This window comes from Pseudomonas sp. UBA5568 (genome assembly GCF_002425525.1).
Lineage (GTDB): Bacteria > Pseudomonadota > Gammaproteobacteria > Pseudomonadales > Pseudomonadaceae > Aquipseudomonas > Aquipseudomonas fulva.
In genome coordinates, this window is the sequence record NZ_DIMK01000030.1 from 1 (window position 1) to 24,273 (window position 24,273).

General features: G+C 62.0%; 25 protein-coding genes and 1 tRNA gene. 9 read left to right on the forward strand and 17 right to left on the reverse strand.

Annotation, left to right across the window (positions count from 1 at the left end; all coding sequences use genetic code 11):
* The 11 genes from B2S33_RS10040 to B2S33_RS10090 form a co-directional block, all read right to left on the reverse strand.
* The coding region (locus B2S33_RS10040) for a rod-binding protein (protein WP_288650212.1) at positions 1-522 on the reverse strand (522 nt) is incomplete at its 3' end.
* 11 nt (positions 523-533) lie between these two features.
* Entirely contained in the window at positions 534-1,643 is a 1,110-nt protein-coding gene (locus B2S33_RS10045) for a flagellar basal body P-ring protein FlgI (RefSeq protein WP_023533921.1), read from the reverse strand.
* An 11-nt stretch (positions 1,644-1,654) separates the two neighbouring features.
* Entirely contained in the window at positions 1,655-2,350 is a 696-nt protein-coding gene (gene flgH / locus B2S33_RS10050; protein ID WP_023533931.1) for a flagellar basal body L-ring protein FlgH, read from the reverse strand.
* 37 nt (positions 2,351-2,387) lie between these two features.
* The gene (flgG, locus tag B2S33_RS10055; protein ID WP_023533986.1) at positions 2,388-3,173 is read right to left on the reverse strand and encodes a flagellar basal-body rod protein FlgG; all 786 of its coding nucleotides are present in this window, start codon (positions 3,171-3,173) and stop codon (positions 2,388-2,390) included.
* Between the two features lie 47 nt (positions 3,174-3,220).
* Complete coding sequence (locus B2S33_RS10060) at positions 3,221-3,961, reverse strand: flagellar basal body rod protein FlgF (protein WP_023533964.1); 741 nt, start codon at positions 3,959-3,961, stop codon at positions 3,221-3,223.
* Positions 3,962-4,351: 390 nt separating this feature from the next.
* On the reverse strand, positions 4,352-5,674 hold the full coding sequence (gene flgE / locus B2S33_RS10065; protein WP_049695617.1) for a flagellar hook protein FlgE: 1,323 nt from the start codon (positions 5,672-5,674) through the stop codon (positions 4,352-4,354).
* A 30-nt stretch (positions 5,675-5,704) separates the two neighbouring features.
* Entirely contained in the window at positions 5,705-6,406 is a 702-nt protein-coding gene (gene flgD, locus B2S33_RS10070) for a flagellar hook assembly protein FlgD (RefSeq protein ID WP_027915934.1), read from the reverse strand.
* 12 nt (positions 6,407-6,418) lie between these two features.
* Positions 6,419-6,862 (reverse strand): flagellar basal body rod protein FlgC, encoded by a 444-nt coding sequence (gene flgC, locus B2S33_RS10075; RefSeq protein WP_023533977.1) that lies wholly within the window; start codon positions 6,860-6,862, stop codon positions 6,419-6,421.
* 2 nt (positions 6,863-6,864) lie between these two features.
* On the reverse strand, positions 6,865-7,275 hold the full coding sequence (gene flgB, locus B2S33_RS10080; RefSeq protein WP_023533958.1) for a flagellar basal body rod protein FlgB: 411 nt from the start codon (positions 7,273-7,275) through the stop codon (positions 6,865-6,867).
* A gap of 274 nt (positions 7,276-7,549) precedes the next feature.
* On the reverse strand, positions 7,550-8,377 hold the full coding sequence (gene cheR, locus B2S33_RS10085) for a protein-glutamate O-methyltransferase CheR (RefSeq protein WP_023533991.1): 828 nt from the start codon (positions 8,375-8,377) through the stop codon (positions 7,550-7,552).
* A gap of 50 nt (positions 8,378-8,427) precedes the next feature.
* A complete protein-coding gene (locus tag B2S33_RS10090; protein ID WP_023533940.1) occupies positions 8,428-9,357 on the reverse strand; it encodes a chemotaxis protein CheV in 930 nt (309 codons plus the stop codon).
* 76 nt (positions 9,358-9,433) lie between these two features.
* Here B2S33_RS10090 and flgA point away from each other — a divergent pair, with 76 nt between their 5' ends.
* The 4 genes from flgA (at position 9,434) to B2S33_RS10110 (ending at position 12,003) form a co-directional block, all read left to right on the forward strand.
* Positions 9,434-10,183: a flagellar basal body P-ring formation chaperone FlgA gene (gene flgA, locus B2S33_RS10095; protein ID WP_110607044.1), complete on the forward strand. Its 750-nt coding sequence runs from the start codon at positions 9,434-9,436 to the stop codon at positions 10,181-10,183.
* A gap of 165 nt (positions 10,184-10,348) precedes the next feature.
* Positions 10,349-10,663: a flagellar biosynthesis anti-sigma factor FlgM gene (gene flgM / locus B2S33_RS10100; protein ID WP_023533930.1), complete on the forward strand. Its 315-nt coding sequence runs from the start codon at positions 10,349-10,351 to the stop codon at positions 10,661-10,663.
* A 49-nt stretch (positions 10,664-10,712) separates the two neighbouring features.
* The gene (locus B2S33_RS10105) at positions 10,713-11,180 is read left to right on the forward strand and encodes a flagella synthesis protein FlgN (protein ID WP_027915932.1); all 468 of its coding nucleotides are present in this window, start codon (positions 10,713-10,715) and stop codon (positions 11,178-11,180) included.
* A 79-nt stretch (positions 11,181-11,259) separates the two neighbouring features.
* Entirely contained in the window at positions 11,260-12,003 is a 744-nt protein-coding gene (locus B2S33_RS10110) for a flagellar brake protein (RefSeq protein WP_027915931.1), read from the forward strand.
* 462 nt (positions 12,004-12,465) lie between these two features.
* Here B2S33_RS10110 and B2S33_RS10115 read toward each other — a convergent pair whose 3' ends face one another.
* Both B2S33_RS10115 and bkdR read right to left on the reverse strand, forming a co-directional pair.
* The gene (locus tag B2S33_RS10115) at positions 12,466-13,803 is read right to left on the reverse strand and encodes an MFS transporter (RefSeq protein ID WP_145280144.1); all 1,338 of its coding nucleotides are present in this window, start codon (positions 13,801-13,803) and stop codon (positions 12,466-12,468) included.
* Between the two features lie 165 nt (positions 13,804-13,968).
* Entirely contained in the window at positions 13,969-14,454 is a 486-nt protein-coding gene (gene bkdR / locus B2S33_RS10120) for a Bkd operon transcriptional regulator BkdR (protein WP_023533792.1), read from the reverse strand.
* 198 nt (positions 14,455-14,652) lie between these two features.
* On the opposite strand from bkdR, the gene B2S33_RS10125 reads away from it, so the two are divergent.
* The 4 genes from B2S33_RS10125 to lpdA are packed head-to-tail and all read left to right on the forward strand — an operon-like array spanning position 14,653 to position 19,599.
* Positions 14,653-15,885, forward strand: a complete 1,233-nt coding sequence (locus B2S33_RS10125; RefSeq protein ID WP_027915929.1) for a 3-methyl-2-oxobutanoate dehydrogenase (2-methylpropanoyl-transferring) subunit alpha — start codon at positions 14,653-14,655, stop codon at positions 15,883-15,885.
* Between the two features lies 1 nt (position 15,886).
* Positions 15,887-16,945 carry an alpha-ketoacid dehydrogenase subunit beta gene (locus tag B2S33_RS10130; protein ID WP_027915928.1) on the forward strand — a complete coding sequence of 353 codons (1,059 nt, stop codon included), beginning with the start codon at positions 15,887-15,889 and terminating at the stop codon, positions 16,943-16,945.
* Entirely contained in the window at positions 16,946-18,217 is a 1,272-nt protein-coding gene (locus B2S33_RS10135; protein ID WP_145280146.1) for a dihydrolipoamide acetyltransferase family protein, read from the forward strand.
* A gap of 2 nt (positions 18,218-18,219) precedes the next feature.
* Positions 18,220-19,599, forward strand: coding sequence for a dihydrolipoyl dehydrogenase (gene lpdA, locus B2S33_RS10140; protein WP_145280148.1), 1,380 nt, complete (start codon positions 18,220-18,222; stop codon positions 19,597-19,599).
* A gap of 27 nt (positions 19,600-19,626) precedes the next feature.
* On the opposite strand, the gene B2S33_RS10145 is transcribed toward lpdA, so the two are convergent.
* The 3 genes from B2S33_RS10145 to phnN all read right to left on the reverse strand — a co-directional run bounded on the left by B2S33_RS10145 (position 19,627) and on the right by phnN (position 21,608).
* Positions 19,627-20,625 carry a sensor domain-containing diguanylate cyclase gene (locus B2S33_RS10145; protein WP_028688021.1) on the reverse strand — a complete coding sequence of 333 codons (999 nt, stop codon included), beginning with the start codon at positions 20,623-20,625 and terminating at the stop codon, positions 19,627-19,629.
* A 202-nt stretch (positions 20,626-20,827) separates the two neighbouring features.
* Positions 20,828-20,904, reverse strand: a tRNA-Arg gene (locus tag B2S33_RS10150).
* A gap of 110 nt (positions 20,905-21,014) precedes the next feature.
* Complete coding sequence (phnN, locus tag B2S33_RS10155; protein ID WP_110607041.1) at positions 21,015-21,608, reverse strand: phosphonate metabolism protein/1,5-bisphosphokinase (PRPP-forming) PhnN; 594 nt, start codon at positions 21,606-21,608, stop codon at positions 21,015-21,017.
* A gap of 343 nt (positions 21,609-21,951) precedes the next feature.
* Between phnN and B2S33_RS10160 the strand changes: the two genes are divergently transcribed.
* The gene (locus B2S33_RS10160) at positions 21,952-22,278 is read left to right on the forward strand and encodes an Arc family DNA-binding protein (RefSeq protein WP_027915923.1); all 327 of its coding nucleotides are present in this window, start codon (positions 21,952-21,954) and stop codon (positions 22,276-22,278) included.
* A 130-nt stretch (positions 22,279-22,408) separates the two neighbouring features.
* Here the strand turns inward: B2S33_RS10160 and mgtE are convergent, their stop codons facing one another.
* Positions 22,409-23,851, reverse strand: coding sequence for a magnesium transporter (mgtE, locus tag B2S33_RS10165; protein ID WP_023533822.1), 1,443 nt, complete (start codon positions 23,849-23,851; stop codon positions 22,409-22,411).
* Positions 23,852-24,273: the final 422 nt, after the last annotated feature.

Here is a 24,273-nt window from a genome sequence, read left to right on the forward strand (position 1 = left end):
CGCAGTAGGCACGATGCCCGCCAGCAGGCGGTCGGTAAGACGGCTGGGCAGCGCCAGGCGCCGCGCATTGAGCGCGGCGACGTCGTTGCGGGTGCTGGCCGCTTGCGTGGCGTGAACCGGGTCTGCGACCTTGCTGCCCCACAGCACCGGGCCGGCCTGCCCTCGCGGGAACGGGCTGGTATTGGCGGCGGCACTGCGGCTTTTGGTCAGCTGACGTACCAGCACATCCTGCAGGCCGATACCGCCACCCTCGCGGGACATGCTCACCGACAACTGTTGGTCGTACATGTCCCGGTACTGCTTGACCGTCTCGGTGTTCATCGGGTTGTCGTCGGCCAGGACATCGCTGGCCTTGCGCGAGGCCTTGAGCATCTCGCTGATGAACATCGACTCGAACTCCTGGGCCACCTTGCGCACGTTGGCTTCGCTGTCGCGGTCACCGTGCTTGAGGGCATTTAGGCGGTTGAGGTCGGTGAAGGCACCGCTGTCGACACTGCCGGAAACCAGGCTCTTGCTGTTCATCGACGCCGTCCTCAGATCACGATCAGGTCGGCCTGCAAGGCGCCGGCCTGTTTCAGGGCTTCGAGAATGGCCATCAGGTCACCGGGCGCGGCGCCCACCTGGTTCACCGCCCGGACGATTTCATCCAGCGTGGTACCCGGGCCGAACTTGAACATCGGCTTGGCTTCCTGCTCGGCATTGACCCGCGAGCGCGGGACCACGGCGGTCTGGCCGTTGGAAAGCGGGCCCGGCTGGCTGACGATGGGGTCTTCGGTGATGGTCACGGTCAAGCTGCCGTGGGTCACCGCCGCTGGCGACACCTTGACGTTCTGGCCGATGACGATGGTGCCGGTACGCGAGTTGATGATCACCTTGGCCACTGCCTGGCCTGGGTCGATTTCCAGGTTTTCCAGGATCGACAGGTAGTCCACCCGCTGGCTGGGGTCCATCGGCGCGCTCACGCGCACCGAACCACCGTCCACGGCCTGGGCCACGCCAGGGCCGAGCAGGTCATTGACCTTGTCGACGATGTGCTTGGCGGTGGTGAAGTCGGGGCGGTTGAGGTTCAGGGTCAGGGTGTTGCCCTGGTTGAAACCGCTTGGCACTGCCCGCTCAACGCTGGCGCCGCCCGGGATACGGCCGGCAGACGGTACGTTGACGGTGATCCGCGAGCCGTCGCGGCCTTCGGCATCGAAGCCGCCCACCACCAGGTTGCCTTGGGCGATGGCGTAGACGTTGCCGTCGATGCCCTTGAGCGGGGTCATCAACAGGCTGCCCCCGCGCAGGCTCTTGGAGTTACCAATCGACGACACGGTGATGTCCACCACCTGCCCTGGCTTGGCGAAAGCCGGCAAGTCGGCATGCACCGACACCGCGGCGACGTTTTTCAACTGCACGTTGCCCGATCCAGGCGGCACCTTGATGCCGAACTGCGAGAGCATGTTGTTGAACGTCTGCAGGGTGAAAGGCGTTTGCGTGGTCTGGTCGCCGGTACCGTTGAGGCCGACGACCAGGCCGTAGCCGATCAACTGGTTGGAGCGTACGCCCGAGATGCTGGCGATGTCCTTCAGGCGCTCGGCTTGCGCCGCGCAGGCACAGGTCAGCAGCAAGGTGGCGGTGAGCAGTTGCCTCAGGTTGAGCATGGTCAGGGTACTCAGAAGGGCCAAAGCGGGCTCATGAAGAAGCGGTCCAGCCACCCGGGCTGGCTGGCATCGGCAAACGAGCCGGTACCGGAATAGGTAATGCGCGCATCGGCCACCCGCGTGGACGGCACGGTGTTGTCGGTGGCGATGTCGTCGGCGCGAATGAGCCCGGCGATGCGCACCAGTTCTTCACCGGTATTCAGGGTCAGCCACTTCTCGCCGCGCACGGCGATGATGCCATTGGGCAGCACTTCGGCCACGGTGACGGTCACCGAGCCGGTCAGGGTGTTGCCCTGGGTGGCCTTGCTGTCGCCCTTGGTGGTGCGATCACCGCTGTAGCCGGCATCGAGCGACAGGTCGCCGCCGCCGAACGGGTTGTTGGTGTTCGGCTTGGCCCCGAACAGCGACGACAGGCCAAGGCTGGCCTTGCTGTTCTTCTGAATCTGGGAGCCTGCGTTCTTGCTGGCCGACGTGCGCTCGTTCAGCGTGATGGTGATGATGTCACCCACACGGAACGCCTTGCGGTCGCCGTACAGGTTCTGCTCGAACCCGGCCTGGTAGATCGAACCGTTGTTGGCCGCTGCCGGCAGAGGGGTGCGCGGGAGCACCGGCGCATAGTACGGGTCGTTGGGCTTGGCCGCCGGGGCGACGCAGCCTGCAAGCAACACCGCACCGCCCAGGGCGAAAACGGACAACAGACGATTCATGATGCATACCTCGCGGGTGCTACGGAAGTTGCTGGGATCACAGCTGCTGGGTAACGGTCTGCAGCATCGAGTTGGCGGCAGATATGACCTTGGAGTTCATCTCGTAGGCGCGCTGGGTGGTGATCATGTTCACCAGCTCTTCCACGGTGCTGACGTTGGAGTTCTCCAGGGTTTGCTGCAAGGTGGTACCGAAGCCGTTCAGGCCCGGGGTGCCGACCTGGGGGGCGCCGCTGGCGGCTGTTTCCAGGAACAGGTTGCCACCAATGGCCTGCAAGCCCGCCGGGTTGATGAAGTCGGCGGTCTGGATGTTGCCGATCACCTGGGCGGCCGGGTTACCGGCGGTGGTGATGGACACGGTACCGTCCTGGCCAACGGTGAAGGTCTGCGCGTCGTTGGGCACGACGATGGCAGGCTCCAGGGCGTAGCCGTTGGCGGTGACGATCTGGCCATCGGAGTTGAGATGGAAGGTGCCGTCACGGGTGTACGAAACCGTGCCATCTGGCTGCAGGATCTGGAAGAAACCGCGACCATTGACCGCCATGTCCAGCGGGTTCTCGGTGGTCTGCAGGCTGCCAGCCACGAAGCTTTTCTGGGTGCCGACGATGCGCACGCCAGTACCCACCTGCAAGCCAGAGGGCAGCTGGCTGTCCTGGGTGGACTGGGCGCCTGGCTGGCGACGGATCTGGTACAGCAAGTCCTGGAACTCGGCGCGATCACGTTTGAAGCCGGTGGTCGACACGTTGGCCAGGTTGTTGGAAATCACCGTCAGGTTGGTGTCCTGGGCGGACAGGCCGGTTTTGGCGACCCATAGAGCTGGAAGCATGTAAGTTCTCCTCGCGCGCCTGTTTTACGGCACCCGTTCAAATGTCATTAGCCGATTTGCAAAACCCGCGCCATGGCTTCATCGCCTTCCTTGGCCGCGCTCATCATCTTCACGTGCAGCTCGAACTGGCGGGACAACGCCAGCACTGAGGTCATCTCCTCGACTGCGTTGACGTTGCTGCCTTCAAGAAAGCCCGACACCACGCGAACATTGACGTCGGCATCGGCCGGCTGGCCGCTGGCCGTATGGATCAGGCCGTCTGCGCCCTTGTTCAGGCCCTTGGTGTCCGGGTTGACCAGCTTGATGCGGTCGACCTCGGCCATCACCCGTGGGTCTTCGCCCATGGAACGAATGCTGATGGTGCCGTCGGCACCCACTTCCACCTTCTGTTCAGGTGGAATGGCAATCGGGCCGCCGTTGCCGATCACCGGCATGCCGTTGCCGGCACGCAACACGCCCAGGGCGTCGATGTTCAGGCTGCCGGTGCGCACGTAGGCTTCGCTGCCGTCAGGCGCCTGCACGGCGATAAAGCCATGCCCGCTCACCGCCACGTCCAGGTCGCGACCGGTTTCGATCATCGGCCCTTCGCTGAAGTCGGTGGCCGGGCGCTCGGTCAGGGCAAAGGCCCGCGCCGGGAAGCTGTCGCCAAAGACCGGCATCGAGCGGGCCTGCTCCAGGTCACGCTGGAAGCCGTTGGTGGAAACGTTCGCCAGATTGTTGGCGTGGGCCTTCTGGGCCAGCGCGTTCTGGCTGGCGCCGGTCATGGCCACGTAAAGCAATTTGTCCACAGCATCTCCTCCGCGCGCCAGTACCGCGCTGTCATCAGGCAGGGTCAAGCAATAATCGAACCAGCTTTGCACCCCGGCGAATCGGGCACTTCAGCGCGACGGCTTTAGCGTCGGTGTCAGTTTGTTGGCATCGGATCAGCACGCCTGGATCAGTGATCGCGGCAGGCACCGTTTTTATAGGGGCCGGCAAACCGGGTCCAGCCTGAACCCGGGTTGCCTTGGACGCAGATGTATCGCCCGGTGACCAGGCTTTGCCACAGGAAGAAAGGCCTCGGGGCGGCCTCTGCCCATTGGGCACTGCCGCCCCCTATCACCAGGAGCAAGGACAACAAACCGGCATGCTTCACCGACCTTGCCCTTGAACCCCACGTATCACGCCTGAGCACGTCATCAGCTCATCTGAATGATGGTCTGCATGATGGTGCTTTCGGTGGAAATCGTCTTGGCGTTGGCCTGGTAGTTGCTCTGCGCCTTGATCAGGTTGACCAGCTCGCCGGTCAGGTCGACGTTGGAATCTTCCAGCGAGGAACCTGCAATCTGGCCCAGGGTGCCGGTGTCCGGCGCGCCGATCACCGGGACACCCGACGAAAACGACTCTTGCCAGTTGGTGCCGCCAATCGGCGTCAGGCCCTGCATGTTGGCGAAGCTGGCAATGGCGACCTGGCCGATGACCTTGTTCTTGCCATTGGTGAAGTTGGCGAACAGGAAACCGCCCTTGTCTACCGACAGGCTGGACAGTTCACCGGTAGCGAACCCGTCCTGATCCTTGGCGGTCACGGCCGAGGCCGCGTTGTATTGGGTCATGCCCAGCATGTCGAGGCTGACGCCGCCGGGGTTGGCGTTGGCGCCGTTGGCCGACCACTGGCCGGCAGCGTTCTTCTGCGCGGGGATCCAGTTGTCCAGGTTGAAGGTCTTGTTGGCATTGATCGACAGGCCACCGGCTACCGGCCCGGCCGTGAGGGCATCGGCGTTGAGCGTGCCGTCGGACTTGAACGGCAGGTCATTGATCAGCGGCTGCGTGGAGGTCGGGTCCTGTGGGTTGCGACCATCGATGGTGCTGTACATCTTCCAGGAATTGGACGTGTCATCCTTGATGAAGTACTGGTTCAACTGGTGCGCATTGCCCTGGCTGTCGTACACGTCGCTGGAGAACGTGAAGTTGTAGCTCTTGACGTCGGCTGGGTCGAACGGGGTGACCGTCGGCGCGCCATCGCTGGATTTGAGGTTGACCGTCTGATCGATCTTGGACGTGGCCTTGGGGGTGAGGTTGGCCGTGTCGATCTGAAGGTTGGTCAAGACACCCTGGACCACCTGGCCATTCTCATCGACGCCATAACCTTGCAGGTTGGCGCCGCCGGCATTGACGACGAAGCCCTGCTTGTCGCTGTAGAACGCCCCGGCCCGGGTATAGATCTTCGAGCCGTTGTCGTTGAGCGCGAAGAAGCCGTTGCCGTCGATGGCCATGTCCAGCGCCTGGCCGGTGCCGTTGATGTTGCCAGAGCTGAACTGCTGGGAGATGGCGGCGGTTCTTACACCGGTACCAATGGTGGTACGGCCGGCGCTGGTGCCGCGAATGGAGCTTGAGTACTGGTCGGCGAATTCGGCGCGCGAGGCCTTGAAGCCGGTGGTGGCGACGTTGGCAATGTTGTTGCCGGTTACGTTCAGGGCCTTGTTGGCTGCATTGAGGCCACTTAAGCCAATGTTGTAAGACATACGCTAACTCCTGAAGATGTGCCCTAGGCCCTAGATGCCGATGCTTTGAATGGTGGAAAGTGGAACGCTGCCCAGCCCTGCCAGGTTCAGCGACATTTCGCCGCCGTTGGTGCCCATGGTCACGCTGGTGACGGTGGCCGGCAGGTTGGTGGTCATGGCCGTGGCCGTGCCGTTGATCGAGGCGGTGGCCTTGAAGCTGTAGGTGCCGGCCGGCAGGGCCTCACCGGCGTCATCCTTGCCATCCCAGGTGAAGTCCACCTTGCCGCCAGCCTGGGAACCCAGATCGAGGGTGCGCACCAGCTTGCCGTCCTTGTCGTACACCCCCACCGAGGTGGCGGTACTCGAGCCGGTCAGGTTCACCGAGCCCTTCATGTCCTTGCTGGTGTCGACCATGGCCTTGTCGGTCTGCACGATCACGTTGCGCCCGACCAGCGACGACGCCTGCAAGGCCTGGGAAGACTGAAACGCACCGGCGATGTAATTGACCGAGCTGTTCAGGGTCTGGATACCTTCCAGACTGCTGAACTGCGCCAACTGCGCCACGAACTCGCCGTTCTGCTGCGGGTCGAGGGGGTTCTGGTTCTTCATCTGGGTGACCAGCAGCTGCAGGAAGGCATCTTTGCCCAGCGCACTGCCGGCGGCGCCGGTCTTATCGTCGTTCTTGCTTTCTTTGCGTTGCAGCGAGTTCAGGTAGCTACTACCGACGTCGCCTGTGGCATTGGTGGTGGTCATGTCGGCGTCCTATCACTGACCCAGGGTCAGTACCTTCTGCATCATGCTCTTGGCCGTGTTCATCAACTCGGCATTGGTCTGGAACGCGCGGCTGGCCGAGATCATGTCAGCCATCTCCTCGACCACGTTGACGTTGGGGTAATACACGTAGCCGTCCTTGTTCGCCGCCGGGTGGCTGGGCTCGTAGCGAGCCTCGAGGTTGCTCTGGTCCTCGACGATGCCAGTTACCTGCACGCCCTGCCCTGCCTCGCCCTGGTCCTCGAACAGCGACTGGCTGGTGCCGGCCTGGGTGTTCTGGAACGTGGTGGCGAACACGGGATGACGAGCGCGGTAAGTCTGGTCGATGCTCGACGAGACCGTCTCGGCGTTGGCGATGTTGGAGGCGACGGTGTTCAGGCGCGTGTTCTGCGCGCTCATGCCGGAACCGGCAATGTTGAAGACACTGGAAAGGGACATGGTCATTCTCCCCGCAGGGCTGACACCAGCCCTTTGAATTTACTGTTGAGCAACGTGAAGCTGGCCTGGAAGCCGATGGCATTTTCGGTGTAGTTGGACTGCTCGATCTGCGCGTCCACGGTGTTCTGGTCGATCGAGGGCTGCATCGGCGTGCGGTACTTGAGGGCTTCGTCGCTCAGCGCCACGCCGTCGGCCTCGATGTGCCGGCTGTTGGTGCGCTCCAGACCGAAGCGGCCGCCGTTCTGCTGCTTGTCGCTTTCGGCGGCCAGCACAGAGGCGAAGTCCAGGTCACGGGCCTTGTAGTTGGGGGTGTCGGCGTTGGCGATGTTGTTGGCCAGCACTTCGGCGCGTTGCGCACGAAAGCCCAGGGCCTTTTCATGGATACCAAGCGCCTTGTCGAAGCTGATGCTCATGTCGGGGAAACCTTCAGCGGTTGACCAGAGTGTCGTTGCCGAAGGTTTTAGCAAAGCTTGTGCCAACATCTGCAAAGCCCGGATTCAAGGCCTTGCAGCCCTGCTCGCAGGGGCGCGATGCCAGAAAAGCGGCAAACTACACGTGGCCGAATGGCCACAAGCGGCAAAAAGAAGCGCACTTGAGCGGCAAAACAAAAATTTGACGTCAGCGGCAGGGCCGACTCAGTGAAGGCCGCTGACAAGACGTCTTGTCAGCGCCATATACGACTCAGGCCTACTTGGCCTGGTAGATGATCCCCGGGCTGCATTGCACCATCTGGTAATGATCCGGCAGGCCGTTGAGGGCTTCGGATGCGCCCAGGAACAAGTACCCGCCCGGCTTGAGCGTGCTGTGGATGCGCAGCAGGATGTCTTTCTTGACCTGGGCCGAAAAGTAGATCAACACGTTGCGGCAGAACACGATGTCGAATTTGCCCAGGCTCGCATAGCTGTCGAGCAGGTTGAACGAGCGGAACTCCACCCGGTTGCGAATCGCCGGCTTGATGGCCCAGCGCCCCGGCCCCTTGGGGTCGAAGTAGCGCTGCAGGCGCTCGGCCGACAAGCCGCGGGCTATCGCCAGGCTGTCGTATTCGCCAGTCTTGCAGTTGTTGAGCATGGTGCCCGACAGGTCGGTCGCAACGATCTGCGCGCCCATTTTCAGCTGGCCCAGGTTGCTGCGTTCGAACTCGTCGATGGCCATGGAGATGGAGTACGGCTCCTGGCCCGACGAGCACGCCGCCGACCACATGCGCAGGCGCTGGCCGGGGTTGTTGCGGATGAACTCGGGGATGACCTTGTTCTTGAGCACCTCGAACGGGTAGGTATCGCGAAACCACAGGGTTTCGTTGGTGGTCATGGCGTCGACCACCTGCTCGCGCAGGCCGCCACGCGGCTGCGCCTGAATGCGCTGCACCAGCTCGCCCAGGCTCTTGATGCCCTGCTGCTCCATCAACTTGTTGAGGCGGCTGGACACCAGGTACTGCTTATTCTCGCCCAGCAAGATGCCACAGGCTTTTTCCAGAAATACCCGGAACTGTTCGAAATCCAAATTACCCGTAGACACTGCTGCCGCCTCTTTTCAATCACTGTGGCCGGGGCGAACCCCGGCGCCTTTCAATGCGCTGCCTTGATCCGGTCAACCACGCGCTGGGCCAGATCATCCGGCCGGAACTTGGCCAGGAAGTCATCGGCGCCCACTTTCTTGACCATCGCCTGGTTGAACACCCCGGACAGGGAAGTATGCAGGCAGATGTGCAGTTTTTGCATGCGCGGGTCGCTGCGAATTTCCGCTGTCAGGGTATAGCCGTCCATTTCCGGCATCTCAATGTCGGAAATCATCATCAGAAACTCTTCTTCGGGCTTCTTGCCTTCGTCCACCAACTGGCGCAGGTAGTTCAAGGCCTGGCGACCGTCATTGAGCGCCACCACCTCGACGCCGACGGTCTGCAGGCAGCGGCTGACCTGCTTGCGTGCCACCGACGAATCGTCGACGGTCAACACCCGCAGCATCACGGCCTTGTCCTGCACCTCGGCGTCCACCACACCCGCCGACACCGACTCCGAAGACGGCGCAACCTCGGCCAGCACCTTCTCCACGTCGATGATCTCGACCATGCGGTTGTCCACCCGAGTGACTGCCGTCAGGTAGTGATCGCGGCCGGTCCCCTTGGGTGGCGGATGGATTTCTTCCCAGTTCATGTTGACGATGCGCTCGACCGAGTGCACCAGGAAGCCCTGGGTCTTGGTGTTGTACTCGGTAATGATCACGAAACTGCTGCGCGTGTCCTCCTGCAACGGGCGCAGGCCGGTGGCCATCGACAGGTCAAGGATCGGGATCGTCGCGCCGCGAATGTTGGCGACGCCGCGCACTACCGGGTGCGCCTTGGGCAGAATGGTCAGCGCAGGGCATTGCAGCACTTCCCTGACCTTGAAAACGTTGATGCCATAAAGCTGTTCGCCGTTGAGGCGGAACAGCAGCAGTTCCAGGCGATTCTGCCCTACCAGCTGTGTGCGCTGGTTGACCGAATCCATAACCCCCGCCATGCCGAACTCCTTACCTGTCAGCCATTCGTTGCCACTCACTCAAGAAGTCGGCACGGGCTTTGCTTTTTTGAGCGCCATGTACATGAAAACGACAGTTTCCCGACGATTGACGCGCCTGCTGGCTGGCTTGCTGGCCGCACTGTGCCTGCTGGTACCGGTTCGCACCTGGGCGGACGCGTTCACCATGCCTGAACAGCTTATCGGTGTCACCCAGGGGTTTCTTGAGTTCACCGTCGAAGATTATCTCGCCACGACCCAAACGGCCGGCCGCTACGAGATTCAGGTCAACCCGTTGGACCCACGGTTGCGCATGCCCCTGTGCAGCCAGGCGCTCGACGCCTCGTTGGAAAGCCCGAGCGTGCCGCTGGGGCGGGTGACGGTGCGTGTGCGCTGCGACGGCGCGGCGCCTTGGACCGTGTTCGTGCCCGCCACCGTTCGCTTGTTCCGCGAGGTGGTCGTGGTCACCCGCCCGCTGCGACGGGACAACGTGGTGAGCGAAGGTGATGTGGCCCTGCGCGAACGGGACGTCGGCACGCTGGGCCAAGGGTTTCTGACCGATATGGGCCAGGCGGTCGGCATGAAGATGCTGCGCCCGACGGTGATGGATCAGGTGCTGACGCCTCAGCACCTGGAGCAGGCGGAGGTGGTGCGCAAAGGCGATCATGTGGTGATCGTTGCCCGCAGCGGCACGTTGAGCGTACGCATGCCTGGCGAGGCGCTGAGCAAAGGCGGCATCAGCGAGCAGATTCGGGTGCGCAACCTCAATTCCAAACGCGTGGTCAAGGCCATGGTGACAGGCCCGGGCCAGGTCGAGGTGAGCATGTAAGCCAGTGGGCGGAAGCCGCTGGCGCACGGGAACCGCTTTTTTTAGACTGTGTCAGAAAACGGGTAACAGGCTGTCGCTCAAGACAGCCACGCATTTGTGCCTAAAGTTTATCGTGAGTTGGCCGAAAACAAGGCAAGCGTCCATAAACCCAGAGGTTTTCTGATCATGGTCATCGACTTCAGTCGTTTGAATAATTCCCCGGCCGTCACCGGCGGCGTACGCGGCAGCAATGCCCCTGGCAGCACTGAAAAGCCGGCCGCCAGCCAGGAAACAGTAAAGGGCGCGGGTGCAAGCGGAGAAGCCGTACACCTGAGCCCAGAGGCCCAGCAGTTGCAAAAGATCAGCGACAAGCTGCGCGATGAACCCGTCGTCAACAGCGCCAAGGTAGCCCAGCTCAAACAGGCCATTGCCGACGGCAGCTACCAGGTTGATGCCGGCCGGGTCGCCAGCAAGCTGCTTGATTTCGAAGCACAGCGTTGACCGTCGGGTGCGCTGACTTCAATGGACGCTTGAAAACCGGGAGTTAGCCATGCATGACACCACGCTGCTGCAACTGATCGAACAAGACATTGCCCCCATGCAGGAGCTGCTCGAGCTGCTGCAGAACGAGGCCGTCGCGCTGCACGGTCGCGACATGCAGTTGCTCGAGCAGATCCTGGCGCGCAAACAGTCACTGATCATCCTGCTCGAACAACACGGCCAGCGCCGTGGCCAGTTGCTGACCGACCTGGGCCTGAGCGCAGACCGCGCCGGCGTACAGGCGGTGGCGGCGCAATCGCCGCACGGTGACGTGATGCTGGAGCGACTCGATACGCTGGCGCAGCTGATGGATGAATGTCAGCAGGTCAACTTGACCAATGGCCGTATCATTCAGGTTCAGCAACAGGTCACCAATAATCAGGTACGCATTCTCATGGGCGGTGACTCACCCTCGCTCTACAACAGCCGCGGCAGCACCTCGCCCCTGACCAAGCCGCGCGCCCTCAGCCAAGTGTGATTTCCCTATCAAGGCACGGCACATACTGGCAAAATGCTGTTAATTGCCTGTGTCGCTTTTGCCTGGAGAACGTCAAGCCGTGTTCAATGAATCCGATGCCCCGCAACCGCCCAAGGTGCTGAGCACACCCTTGGAAATTGCGGCCAATTTACGGCAGCTCCAGGAAAGTCACGACCCCCTGATCATCACCTTCCATGACCGAGGCCATCGCTTCCAGAGTTACGTGGTGGACGTCGATCGGGAAAACAATGTGCTGGCGCTTGACGAGCTGATCCCCCGCGACGGTGAGAAATTCATCGAAAACGGCGAGCATTTCCGGGTGGAAGGCTTTCATGATGGTGTGCGCATCGCCTGGGAATGCACCCACGGCTTGCGCATCAGCGAAGTGGACGGCCATCGCTGCTACCGCGGCGGCCTGCCACTGGAGATGACCTACCACCAGCGCCGCAACGCATTTCGTGCCGCGCTGAAGCTGTCGCAGCTGGTGGACATCATGCTTGATGGCACGCACCTCAAGGGCAATGGTGCCTTGCGTGGCAAGTTGCTGGATGTGTCAGCTACAGGGTGCAAGCTGCGCTTTGACGGTAATGTCGAGGATCGCCTGCAGCTGGGTCAGGTCTATGAACGCTTCAAGGCCGGCGCACCGCTTGGGTTGGTGGATACCATGGTCGAGCTGCGCCATCTGCATTATGAAGAGCGCATCAATACCACGTTTGCTGGGGTTCGTTTTCATAACCTCAGTGGGCCTGCCCAGCGCAAGGTGGAGAGTTTTGTCTATCAGCTGCAGCGTGAGGCGCGGCGGTTTGATAAGGACGATTATTGATTTGCAGCTGGCGGTTGGGCCCCTGCGGCCTTTCAGCAGTTTGGGTGCTATCACTGAGTTTTAAAGCGTGGGTATGGCCGTTTAAAACAGTGTAGGCATTCATTGGCGAGGGTGGCGCGCAGTCACCCTTCCGCCCTTACGGCGGCTCACTTTTTGTCTTGTCAAAAAGTAAGCAAAAACCGCCTGCTCCTATCATACGGCCCCTGCGCTGCGCTCCGGGGTTCCCTCGCTCCGGGCTTGCTCCCGGGAGGACCGCGCTGCAGGCCCCATCCTGGGGCCCAGCGCTTGACAGGCATCCATGCCTGTCACCTCCCTGCGCAAGCCCTGTGCTCGGCCTCCTGAAGTCGCGATCTGCGGCGCCTGGGCTACCGCGCGCTTAGAAGCAGCAACAGCAACAGCTACAGCAAAACAGCGCATGTCTCTGATTTCATGCTCGAGCAGCTGCCCAAACTTCCCCCACATTCAAACCGGCTTATCGCCTTGCACCTCCTCCTGCGGCGACTCGCTGTCTTTCTCGGCCTCCTCCGTATCCTCGGCCGCTACCGGTGTCTGCATCACATCCTGCACGGTCTGCTCATCCACACGTGGGTCCAGCGCTGCCGACAGAGGCGAGCCGGCGGCGGGCATGGCGACGTGGCCCAGAGGGGCATCCTGGACCTGGTGCAGGCCAGTAACGGCTTTTGGACGGATGCGCCAGACCAGCACCAGGGCAAAGAATACGAAGAAGGCGTACAACATCTGCACCCCCAGCACTTTCATCAGCACGCCAGCTGCCAGGGGGCCGATGCATGCCCCCACGCCGTAAGTCACCAACAACATGGCAGTCAGCGAAACGCGGCGCTCGCTCTCCACGTGGTCGTTGGAAAAAGCCACGGCCAGCGGGTACAGGCTGAACTGCAACAGCGACACCACAAAGCCCATGGCGAACAGCAACTCCAGCGGCACGTCGGGCAGGATCGCCAGCGGCGCGGCGGTCACAGCCAGCCCCACTGCGACACTGCGAATCAGTACCGCACGGTCGTAACGGTCCGACAACCAGCCCAGCGGCCACTGAACCACCAGCCCTGCGAAGATGCAGCAGCCCATGAACAGACCGATCTGCTCGGTGCTCAGGCCCTGGCTGGCGGCATACAGCGGAGCAAGGCCGTAGAACGAGCCGACGATCAAACCCGAACCCAGTACGGTACTGAGCGACTGCGGTACGCGCTTGATGAAGAACTTCGGCTCCATGGGTGCCGGACGCAGCGGCGCAGGGTGAATGCGGCGGGTCATGGCCACTGGCACCAGGCACAAGGCGAAGCACATCGCGACCAGCATCAGCAGCTCAAGCCCCAGCTCAGGGTGCACCACCAGTATCAGCTGACCCAACACCAGGCCCAGGTAGGACGCGATCATGTACCCACTGAATACCGCGCCCCGGTACTTCACGTCCGCCTGCTCGTTGAGCCAGCTTTCGATGACCATGTACTGACACATCATGCCCAGGCCCACGATCATCCGCAGCCCGACCCAGGCCGGCAGCCAGTTGGTCAGGCCATGCCCAAGCACGGCGGCGCCGACGATCCCGGCGCAGGTGGCATAGGCGCGTATATGCCCTACTCGGCCGATGAGCCGGTGGCCGACCTTGCCGCCCACGGCAAGGCCGAAGTAGTTGGCCGCCATCAAGGCACCGACCCACAGGCTATCGACGTTGTCGGCAGCCAGGCGCAGCGCCAGGTAGGTACTGAGCAGGCCCGAGCCGATCAACATCATCAATGCAGCGAAATACAACGACTGAAACGGCTTCCAGATAGTGCGCATAAATCCCTTCGGCTCCCGGGTTGAGCTGGCAGTGGTACGTGCAGAATAAAGGCTTACGACAGGCGTTGCAGGCCCCGTGCTGCAAAATCGAATAGTCCCTCGTCCGTGGCCAGGTGATAGACGGGTCAGGCCACGCCACAGGGCACCGACGAACTTGGACAGCAGTCATTCGCGCAAGGTCATACCGTTTGCCGGTAACGGCAGGGCTGTCTTGTAGCGCACCTGCTTGAGCGCGAAGCTGGAACGAATGTTGGCAACGCCCGGCAGGCGGGTCAGGTAATCCAGAAACCGCTCCAGTGCCTGAATGCTGGGCAGTAGCACACGCAGCAGGTAGTCCGGGTCGCCAGTCATCAGGTAGCACTCCATGACCTCGGGCCGTTCGGCGATCTCTTCCTCGAAGCGGTGCAATGCCTGCTCTATCTGTTTTTCCAGGCTCACATGAATGAATACATTCACATCCAGCCCCAGCACCTCGGGCGACAACAGCGTGACCTGCTGGCGAATGACGCCAAGCTCCTCCATGGCCCGCACCCGATTGAAACAGGGCGTAGGCGACAGGTTGACCGAACGTGCCAGCTCGGCGTTGGTAATGCGGGCGTTTTCCTGAAGGCTGTTGAGAATGCCGATATCGGTACGATCGAGTTTGCGCATGAGACAAAATCACCGGTTTTTTGTGTTTATGCGAAATGTTTATCTGGCCTGCTCGCCAAAGGCAATCAACTAGAGAGAAATATTCTGCGCCGAGGCAACTAACATGTAGTTGACGCTGACCTGCTGGTCACGAGCCGGCACTCAGCAGCGACCGCTTCAAAGCTCACAAAAACAAATACCCGAGCGAGCGTAAACAGCATGAACGAGTACGCCCCCCTGCGCCTGCATGTGCCCGAGCCTACCGGCCGGCCAGGCTGCCAGACCGATTTTTCCTACCTGCGCCTGAATGACGCCGGCCAGGTCCGTAAACCGCCCATCGACGTAGAAGCCGCCGATACCGCCGACTTGTCCGGCAGCCTGGTGCGCGTGCTGGATGAACAGGGCAATGCCCAAGGCCCCTGGGCCGAGGACATTGATCCGCAGGTACTGCGTCAGGGCATGCGCGCCATGCTCAAGACCCGGATCTTCGACAGCCGCATGGTCGTCGCCCAGCGCCAGAAGAAGATGTCCTTCTACATGCAGAGCCTGGGCGAAGAAGCCATCGGCAGTGCCCAGGCACTGGCGCTGAACCGCACCGACATGTGCTTTCCGACCTATCGCCAGCAAAGCATCCTGATCGCCCGTGACGTTTCGCTGGTGGACATGATCTGCCAACTGCTCTCCAACGAGCGTGATCCGCTCAAGGGCCGCCAGTTGCCAATCATGTATTCGGTACGCGAGGCTGGCTTTTTCACCATCAGCGGCAACCTGGCGACCCAATTCGTGCAAGCGGTGGGCTGGGCCATGGCCTCGGCCATCAAGGGCGATACCAAGATCGCCTCGGCCTGGATCGGCGATGGTGCCACCGCCGAATCGGACTTCCACACCGCCCTTACCTTCGCCCACGTCTACCGCGCCCCAGTCATCCTCAACGTGGTCAACAACCAGTGGGCGATTTCCACGTTCCAGGCCATCGCTGGCGGCGAGTCCACCACCTTCGCCGGCCGCGGCGTGGGCTGTGGCATCGCCTCGTTGCGCGTGGACGGCAACGACTTCGTGGCCGTCTACGCGGCCTCGCGCTGGGCAGCCGAACGCGCACGCCGCGGCCTCGGCCCCAGCCTGATCGAGTGGGTCACCTACCGTGCTGGCCCGCATTCCACGTCCGATGATCCGTCCAAGTACCGCCCTGCGGACGATTGGAGCCACTTCCCGCTGGGCGATCCGATCGCTCGCCTGAAGCAGCACCTGGTCAAGATCGGCCACTGGTCCGAAGAAGAACACCAGGCCACCACGGCCGAATTCGAGGCTGCCGTGATCGCCGCGCAGAAGGAAGCCGAGCAGTACGGCACCCTTGCCAACGGACACATCCCCAGTGCCGCTTCGATGTTCGAGGACGTGTACAAGGAAATGCCGGACCACCTGCGTCGCCAACGTCAGGAACTGGGGGTCTGAAATGAACGATCACAACAACAGCATCAACCCGGAAACCGCCATGGCCACCACCACCATGACCATGATCCAGGCCCTGCGCTCGGCCATGGACATCATGCTCGAGCGCGACGATAACGTGGTCGTGTATGGCCAGGACGTCGGTTACTTCGGCGGCGTCTTCCGATGCACCGAGGGCCTGCAGAACAAGTACGGCAAATCGCGGGTGTTCGATGCCCCGATTTCCGAAAGCGGGATCGTCGGCACGGCGGTGGGCATGGGTGCCTACGGCTTGCGGCCGGTGGTGGAGATTCAGTTCGCCGATTATTTCTATCCAGCCTCGGACCAGATCGTGTCGGAAATGGCGCGGCTGCGTTACCGCTCTGCTGGCGAGTTCATCTCGCCGCTGACCCTGCGCATGCCATGTGGCGGGGGCATTTATGGTGGCCAGACCCACAGCCAGAGCCCGGAAGCGATGTTCACCCAGGTGTGCGGGCTGCGCACCGTCATGCCGTCCAACCCCTATGACGCCAAGGGGCTGCTCATTGCCTCGATCGAGTGCGATGACCCGGTCATCTTCCTTGAGCCCAAGCGCCTGTACAACGGCCCCTTCGATGGCCACCACGACCGTCCTGTGACGCCATGGTCCAAGCATCCCCAAAGCGCCGTGCCCGACGGTTACTACACCGTGCCCCTGGACAAGGCAGTGGTAACCCGGCCCGGCAACGACGTCACGGTCCTCACCTATGGCACGACGGTCTATGTCGCCCAGGTCGCGGCCGAAGAGACAGGCGTCGATGCCGAGGTGATCGACCTGCGCAGCCTGTGGCCGCTGGACCTGGAAACCATCGTCGCCTCGGTGCAGAAGACCGGCCGCTGCGTGGTGGTACATGAGGCCACGCGAACCTGCGGGTTCGGCGCCGAACTGGTCGCGCTAGTACAAGAGCACTGCTTCCATCACCTGGAGGCGCCCATCGAGCGCGTAACCGGTTGGGACACGCCCTACCCCCATGCACAGGAGTGGGCGTATTTCCCAGGGCCATCGCGGGTGGGTGCGGCATTGAAAAAGGTCATGGAGGTCTGAATGGGCACGCATGTCATCAAGATGCCGGACATTGGCGAAGGCATCGCGCAGGTTGAGTTGGTCGAGTGGTTCGTCAAGGTGGGCGACCTAATCGCCGAGGATCAGGTCGTGGCCGATGTCATGACCGACAAGGCCACGGTGGAGATCCCCTCCCCGGTCAGTGGCAAGGTCATGGCCCTGGGCGGCCAGCCTGGTGAAGTGATGTCGGTTGGCAGCGAGCTGATCCGCATCGAGGTCGAGGGCAACGGCAACCATGTGGACGCCCCGCAGGCCAAGGCCGCCGAAACACCACCTGCCAGCGAAGCCCCCAAGCAGGCTGCACAGGAACAACCCGCGCAGGCCACGCTGACGCCCCCGGCCAACCGCCCGGCCGCACCGCTGGCGCCCCGCCAGGCCAGCGACAAACCCCTCGCCTCGCCCGCGGTACGCAAACGCGCGCTGGATGCCGGCATCGAGCTGCGTTATGTGCATGGGAGCGGCCCTGCCGGGCGCATCCTGCATGAAGACCTCGATGCCTTCCTCAGCCAGCCCCAACGCACCGGTGAGCAAGCGCCAAGCGGCTACGGCAAGCGCATCGACAGCGAGCAAGTCCCGGTAATCGGCTTGCGGCGCAAGATCGCCCAGCGCATGCAGGACGCCAAACGGCGCGTGGCCCACTTCAGCTACGTCGAAGAAATCGACGTCACTGCTCTCGAAGCGCTGCGCCAGCAGCTCAACAGCAAGCACGGCCAAGACCGCGGCAAGCTCACCCTGCTGCCGTTCCTGGTCCGTGCGCTGGTCGTGGCACTGCGTGATTTTCCACAGATCAACGCTACGTACGATGACGAAGCACAGGTCATCACCCGCCATGGCGCGGTGCACGTCGGCATCGCGACCCAAGGGGACAACGGCCTGATGGTGCCGGTGCTGCGCCATGCCGAGGCAGGCAACCTGTGGGCCAATGCAGCGGAAATCGCCCGTGTGGCCAATGCCGCTCGCACCAACAAGGCCAGCCGCGAAGAACTGTCGGGTTCGACCATCACCCTGACCAGCCTCGGCGCACTGGGCGGCATCGTCAGCACGCCAGTGGTCAACACCCCGGAAGTGGCCATCGTGGGCGTCAACCGCATGGTCGAGCGGCCCGTGGTCATCGACGGCCAGATCGTGGTGCGCAAGATGATGAACCTGTCCAGCTCGTTCGACCATCGTGTTGTCGATGGCATGGACGCCGCGCTGTTCATCCAGGCCGTGCGAAGCCTGCTGGAACAACCCGCCTGCCTGTTTGTGGAGTGAGCATGCAACCGATCATCGAAACCACGCTGTTGATCATCGGCGGCGGCCCCGGCGGCTATGTGGCCGCCATCCGCGCCGGCCAGCTGGGCATACCTACGGTGCTGGTCGAAGGGCAAGCGCTGGGCGGAACGTGCCTGAACATCGGCTGCATTCCGTCAAAAGCCTTGATTCATGTAGCCGAGCAGTTCCATCAAGCCACCCGGTTTGCCGAGGGCTCCCAACTTGGCATCCGCGTAGCCTCCCCCGAGCTGGACATTCATCAGAGCGTTGCATGGAAAGACGGTATCGTCGACCGGCTGACCACCGGTGTAGCCGCCCTGCTGAAAAAGCACGGGGTCAAGGTCATCCAGGGCTGGGCGAAGTTGCTCGACGGCAAGCACGTGGAGGTCGACGACCAGCGCATCCGCTGCGAGCACCTGTTGCTGGCCACGGGCTCGAGCAGCATTGAGCTGCCCATGCTGCCGCTGGGGGACGCCGTCATTTCATCGACCGAGGCACTGACGCCCACTACGGTGCCGCGCCATTTGGTGGTGGTCGGTGGCGGATACATCGGTTTGGAACTGGGCACTGCGTACCGCAAGCTGGGTGCGCAGGTGAGTGTGGTGGAGGCCCGCGAACGGGTGTTGCCCACCTACGACGCCGAGCTCACCGCCCCCGTGGCCGAGTCGCTGAAAAAGCTCGGCATCGCCGTTTACCTCGACCACAAGGTGGAAGGCTATGAGCAAGGCACGCTGGTGGCCCGCAATAGCGAAGGCTCGCCCCTGCGCCTTGATGCCGACAGGGTACTGGTAGCGGCCGGCAGGCGCCCGCGCACCCAAGGTTTTAACCTCGAATGCCTGGACCTGCGCATGAATGGCGCGGCGATTGCCATCGACGCGCAGTGCCAGACCAGCATGCGCAACGTGTGGGCCATTGGTGACGTGGCGGGCGAGCCGATGCTGGCGCACCGGGCGATGGCCCAAGGCGAAATGGTCGCCGAACGCATCGCTGGCAAGCCACGTCGCTTCGAGCCGGCTGCGATCGCTGCGGTGTGCTTCACCGACCCGGAAGTGGTCGTCGCTGGCCTGACCCCTGATCAGGCGGTGGCGCAAGGGCTGGACTGCATCGTGGCGCAATTCCCCTTTGCCGCCAACGGGCGGGCCATGAGCCTGGAGTCCAAGACGGGGTTTGTGCGGGTGGTGGCACGCCGCGACAACCACCTCGTGCTGGGTTGGCAAGCGGTAGGCGTGGCTGTCTCCGAACTGTCCACTGCCTTTGCCCAGTCACTGGAAATGGGCGCGCGGCTGGAAGATGTGGCAGGCACGATTCATGCCCACCCAACCCTGGGCGAGGCGGTCCAGGAGGCCGCCCTGCGCGCGCTGGGCCACGCACTGCACATCTGACCCTTGCCGCAGCCTGGGTCAGCCAGGTCATTGGGCGACGGCGTTCTTGCCTGCGCCCTTTGCCCGGTAAAGCGCCTGATCGGCGCGCGCCAGCAGACTGTGCGGGTCGTCGTCTTCGCGCCACTGCACCACGCCGTAGCTCAAGGTCAATCGACACTCGCCAATGGGCTCCAACTGCGCTACCACCTCGCGCAGTTGTTCGGCGCAGGCGCAGGCTTGCTCCAGGCTCGTCTGGGCCAGGACCAGGACAAATTCATCACCCCCCCAACGCGCCAGCAAGTCGGTAGTGCGCTGGCGTGAGCGCAATGCCTCGGCTACGCGAACCAAGGCGGCGTCCCCCTGCGCATGGCCGTATTGGTCGTTGATAGGCTTGAAGTCATCCATGTCCATGGCGATGATCGACAGCGGCTGGCGAAAGCGCTGAGCCCGCTCGCACTCCTGCTTGAGCACATTCTCCAACCGATAGCGGTTGGCGATGCGCGTCAGGGAATCACGCTCGGCAAGCTCGCGGTTTTCGTCCAGTTGGCGCTGGAGCTGCTCGTTCACCCAGGACAATTCGCGCGTGCGCTCGGCGACCAGGCATTCCAGCGATTGGTTGCGCCGCTCAAGCTGCGCCAGTTGCCGCTTGCCGCTGTCGATGTTGCGATGGGCACCCAGCATGCGTGCCACCGAGCCGTCCGGATTGCGTGCAATGACGTACCCACTGTCCTCGACCCACAGGTAGCTGCCGTCGGCGCAGCGGCACCGGTACTCGACCAGGTAACGCTCGTTGCGCTGATGGATGTAGGCATCGAAGTGGGCCATGACACGCTGGAAATCGTCGGGGTGAATCAACCGCTCCCAGGTCAATACCGAGTTTTCCTGCGAGTGAGGCCCATAGCCAAGCATGAGGTACCAGCCAGGATTGCGATAGACATAACCCGTGTTGGCATCCCAGTCCCAGATACCGTCGCTGATCAGGTCATAGAGCGTGTGCAGCTGCTCCTGGGTAAAGCCCGTGGGCACGGGGGTGACGTGCTGGTTCATGCAAACTCCTGGATAACCAGCAACTGCGCCCCCAGTCCAAGGGCTGCTGAAGGTGGACAGAGACGGCGCGCGCCCAGTGAGGGCGGCCTTTGACGGGGCAAGCATAGGGGTACGGGCGTAGGGCTGAAATACGTCTTAAGGCGTAGATTTGTAACGGGCGATTGGCGCAGGAGAACGGAGTGCTGGAGGCACTGGGGAGAAATGGCGTCCCAGGCAGGAATTGAACCTGCAACCTTCCCCTTAGGAGGGGGATGCTCTATCCAATTGAGCTACTGAGACACAACAACTGGCAGCAGGCGCTGCTCAGCGGGACGGCGTGCATGTTAACCAGCGTGTCGCCGTTTGTCATGTGTTGGAGTGCCATTTGAGCGTAATCCTTTTCCGCAGCCCTAGTGAGCCTGGATAACGCCCTCTTCTCGCAACACGCCCAGCAAGGCCTCCACTGCCGTGGACAGCGTAGTCGAGTTGTCCACCGTTCGTACGCCATCGTCGGCCGCATCACTCAAGCTGACATGCCGAGCCAGGCGCTGGTCGATCTCGGCTTGAGTCTCCCGGCCGCGGGCCTGCAGGCGTTGACGCAGGATATCGAGACTGACGTCCACACGGATGGCCAGCAAGTCAGGGTAGCGGATACGCGCCTGAGCCAGGTGGCCGCGCGAGCCGTTTACCAGCACCGACCTGCCCTGCGCTAGCCACTCGTCTATCTGCCGGGGGATACCGTACTGCAACCCATTGGCCTGCCAATGCATGGCGAATGCGCCTTGCAGCTTCATCCGTTCGAACTGCTCGGCATCGACGCCTACTGCGGCCTCCCCTTTGGCCTCAGGCGAGCGTGTGATGACTCGACGGGCGATTTCGACACGCGCTGCCGCCAGCTGAGGTCGGGCAGCGTCGATCAATGAGTCTTTGCCCGCGCCAGACGGTCCGATCAACAGAATCAGCTTGCCTCTAGGCGGCGAAACGCAGCTTGCATCATGGTGCATTGCCACTATGCTCTCAGGTTAAGAACCTGTGCGTTTGACGCTACTTTCGGCGCAGGTTTCAGGTTTTTTGCAGGATTCGCGGGGATACGTCTGACGTGAGGCCGCTATTGGACATGGGAAAATTTTAACCAGTGCTCATTTCTGATAATTGGTACTGGCATAAAGCCTTTATGAAGATCACTATTTGTCACAGAATTGACGCCAAGGAAACGGCAGCATTGAGGCAAGATGAGCGTCCATCTGCACAACCGGTTGAACATTTTGGCGATAAGGCGGTCGTATTTCCACCCCGCGCGGCCAATTTGAGAACCGCTTCCCCTGAACCAAAATCTGGTCAATTTATATGCGCCCAATGAAACAGGCTATTTATTCGAGCCGCACTGCTGACAAGTTCGTCGTTCGCCTGCCAGACGGGATGCGTGAGCGCATCGCCGAGGTAGCACGCAACCACCACCGCAGCATGAACTCGGAGATCATTGCACGCCTGGAGCAGAGCCTTATCCAGGAAGGTGCCCTGGGTGAGGAATTGAGCATGCGCCTGGACAGCCCTGAACTGTCGTTGCACGAACGCGAACTGCTGCAACGCTTCCGCCAGCTCTCCCATCGCCAGCAGAATGCGCTGGTTGCCCTGATTGCCCATGACGTGGAAATGGCCGCCGACGCTTCCTGACGCAAACCTTTGCTGTCACCCACAAAAAAGCCAGCTGATGCTGGCTTTTTTGTTTTAAGGGGTAGCCGCCTACCTGCCATCTATCACCCAGGCAGGCCAGGCGTTACGCAAGGCGTAACGCCCCGAGCCGTTAGAGCAGGAACACCGTGGCGAGCCCCAGGAAGATAAAGAAGCCGCCGCTGTCGGTGACTGCGGTGATCATCACGCTCGACCCCATTGCCGGGTCGCGCCCCAGCCGCGTCAAGGTCATCGGTATCAACACGCCCATCAGAGCCGCGAGCAGCAGGTTCAAGGTCATCGCGGCTGTCATTACCAGGCCCAGCGACCAGCTGCCATAGAGCCAGAAGGCCACGGCACCGATGACGCCACCCCATATCAATCCGTTGATCAAGGACACCGCCAGCTCTTTGCGCATCAGGCGCGAGGTATTACCGGGAGATACCTGGTCAAGGGCCATGGCGCGCACAATCATGGTGATGGTCTGGTTGCCGGAGTTGCCACCGATGCCCGCCACGATCGGCATCAGCGCAGCCAGGGCAACCAGCTTCTCGATGGACCCTTCGAACAAGCCGATCACCCGGGATGCGACGAAAGCGGTGATCAGGTTCACGGCCAGCCACGCCCAACGGTTGCGCAGCGAACGCCAAACCGACGCGAAGATGTCCTCTTCTTCGCGCAGACCGGCCATGTTCAGCACTTCGCTCTCACTCTCTTCGCGAATCAGGTCGACCATTTCGTCGATGGTCAAACGACCGATGAGCCGATCGCTCTTGTCCACGACCGGTGCCGATACGAGGTCATAGCGCTCGAAGGCCTGGGCTGCGTCGTAGGCGTCTTCATCGGGGTGGAAGGACACAGGATCGGTGGCCATCACGTCGGCCACTTGCTTGTCCGGGTCGTTGACCAGCAGGCGCTTGATCGGCAACACACCCTTGAGAATGCCATCGTGATCGACCACGAACAGCTTGTCGGTGTGGTTGGGCAATTCCTTGAGACGGCGCAGGTAACGCAATACCACTTCCAAGCTGACGTCTTCACGGATGGTCACCATCTCGAAGTCCATCAGCGCGCCGACTTGTTCCTCGTCATAGCTCAGCGCAGAGCGTACGCGCTCGCGTTGCTGGGCATCGAGGGTTTCCATCAGCTCGTGGACCACATCCCGTGGCAACTCAGGTGCCAGGTCGGCCAGCTCGTCGGCGTCCATTTCCTTGGCGGCAGCCAGCAGCTCGTGATCGTCCATGTCGGCGATCAACGACTGGCGCACGGCGTCTGACACTTCAAGCAGAATGTCGCCGTCACGATCCGAGCGCACCAGCTGCCAGACCGTCAGGCGGTCTTCGAGGGGCAAGGCTTCGAGGATGTAGGCGATATCGGCGGGGTGCAGGTCATCGAGCTTGCGCTGCAACTCGACGAGATTCTGCCGGTGGACGAGGTTTTCTACCAGGTCGTTGTGCGCACCCTCCTGGCGGTGGGTGACATCTTCGACCAGGCGCTGGCGCTGAAGCAGGTCAACGACCTGGGACAGGCGGTCCTGAAGGCTTTCTTGCGCTTTCTTTACTTCTACTTCAGTCATAGGCGAACTCCACTCCCAGCCGCGGAGCACGCCGGGGGAATCAATCGATTAGATCTATCTGTACGAAACGGTTTGGCGAGTAACTACTGGGTAAGTCCATGGTGGTAATCCACAAGCCCCGGCGGGGCTGACGGGCGCAATCATACACTGCTCAAGCTGACAGATCGCTTAAATTTTTGGCTATAACAATCGTTTGCGCGTCATTGCTCTGACAACGCATGAAACCATCGGTGCAATGGCATTGCGCGAGCTGGGTGTGCGCCCTGCCAAGGGCTTGGCATGCAGGCACAGAGCGCCTTAGCCGTATGTAAAACGTAGGGCGTGGGGCGCATAAGCGATTGGGAGTACAAACCCTGGAAAAACAAAAAGCCCGCTCAATGAGCGGGCTTCCTGTTTGGGTATGGCGGACTCAGCAGGATTCG

Bases quoted from the DNA above. Each gene is read 5' to 3' on its own strand.
- B2S33_RS10045 (WP_023533921.1), bottom strand. From the start codon at position 1,643: ATGCTCAACCTGAGGCAACTGCTCACCGCCACCTTGCTGCTGACCTGT.
- flgH (WP_023533931.1), bottom strand. From the start codon at position 2,350: ATGAATCGTCTGTTGTCCGTTTTCGCCCTGGGCGGTGCGGTGTTGCTT.
- flgG (WP_023533986.1), bottom strand. From the start codon at position 3,173: ATGCTTCCAGCTCTATGGGTCGCCAAAACCGGCCTGTCCGCCCAGGAC.
- flgE (WP_049695617.1), bottom strand. From the start codon at position 5,674: ATGTCTTACAACATTGGCTTAAGTGGCCTCAATGCAGCCAACAAGGCC.
- flgD (WP_027915934.1), bottom strand. From the start codon at position 6,406: ATGACCACCACCAATGCCACAGGCGACGTCGGTAGTAGCTACCTGAAC.
- flgC (WP_023533977.1), bottom strand. From the start codon at position 6,862: ATGTCCCTTTCCAGTGTCTTCAACATTGCCGGTTCCGGCATGAGCGCG.
- flgB (WP_023533958.1), bottom strand. From the start codon at position 7,275: ATGAGCATCAGCTTCGACAAGGCGCTTGGTATCCATGAAAAGGCCCTG.
- B2S33_RS10090 (WP_023533940.1), bottom strand. From the start codon at position 9,357: ATGGCGGGGGTTATGGATTCGGTCAACCAGCGCACACAGCTGGTAGGG.
- flgA (WP_110607044.1), top strand. From the start codon at position 9,434: ATGTACATGAAAACGACAGTTTCCCGACGATTGACGCGCCTGCTGGCT.
- flgM (WP_023533930.1), top strand. From the start codon at position 10,349: ATGGTCATCGACTTCAGTCGTTTGAATAATTCCCCGGCCGTCACCGGC.
- B2S33_RS10105 (WP_027915932.1), top strand. From the start codon at position 10,713: ATGCATGACACCACGCTGCTGCAACTGATCGAACAAGACATTGCCCCC.
- B2S33_RS10115 (WP_145280144.1), bottom strand. From the start codon at position 13,803: ATGCGCACTATCTGGAAGCCGTTTCAGTCGTTGTATTTCGCTGCATTG.
- bkdR (WP_023533792.1), bottom strand. From the start codon at position 14,454: ATGCGCAAACTCGATCGTACCGATATCGGCATTCTCAACAGCCTTCAG.
- B2S33_RS10125 (WP_027915929.1), top strand. From the start codon at position 14,653: ATGAACGAGTACGCCCCCCTGCGCCTGCATGTGCCCGAGCCTACCGGC.
- B2S33_RS10130 (WP_027915928.1), top strand. From the start codon at position 15,887: ATGAACGATCACAACAACAGCATCAACCCGGAAACCGCCATGGCCACC.
- B2S33_RS10135 (WP_145280146.1), top strand. From the start codon at position 16,946: ATGGGCACGCATGTCATCAAGATGCCGGACATTGGCGAAGGCATCGCG.
- lpdA (WP_145280148.1), top strand. From the start codon at position 18,220: ATGCAACCGATCATCGAAACCACGCTGTTGATCATCGGCGGCGGCCCC.
- B2S33_RS10145 (WP_028688021.1), bottom strand. From the start codon at position 20,625: ATGAACCAGCACGTCACCCCCGTGCCCACGGGCTTTACCCAGGAGCAG.
- phnN (WP_110607041.1), bottom strand. From the start codon at position 21,608: ATGCACCATGATGCAAGCTGCGTTTCGCCGCCTAGAGGCAAGCTGATT.
- B2S33_RS10160 (WP_027915923.1), top strand. From the start codon at position 21,952: ATGCGCCCAATGAAACAGGCTATTTATTCGAGCCGCACTGCTGACAAG.
- mgtE (WP_023533822.1), bottom strand. From the start codon at position 23,851: ATGACTGAAGTAGAAGTAAAGAAAGCGCAAGAAAGCCTTCAGGACCGC.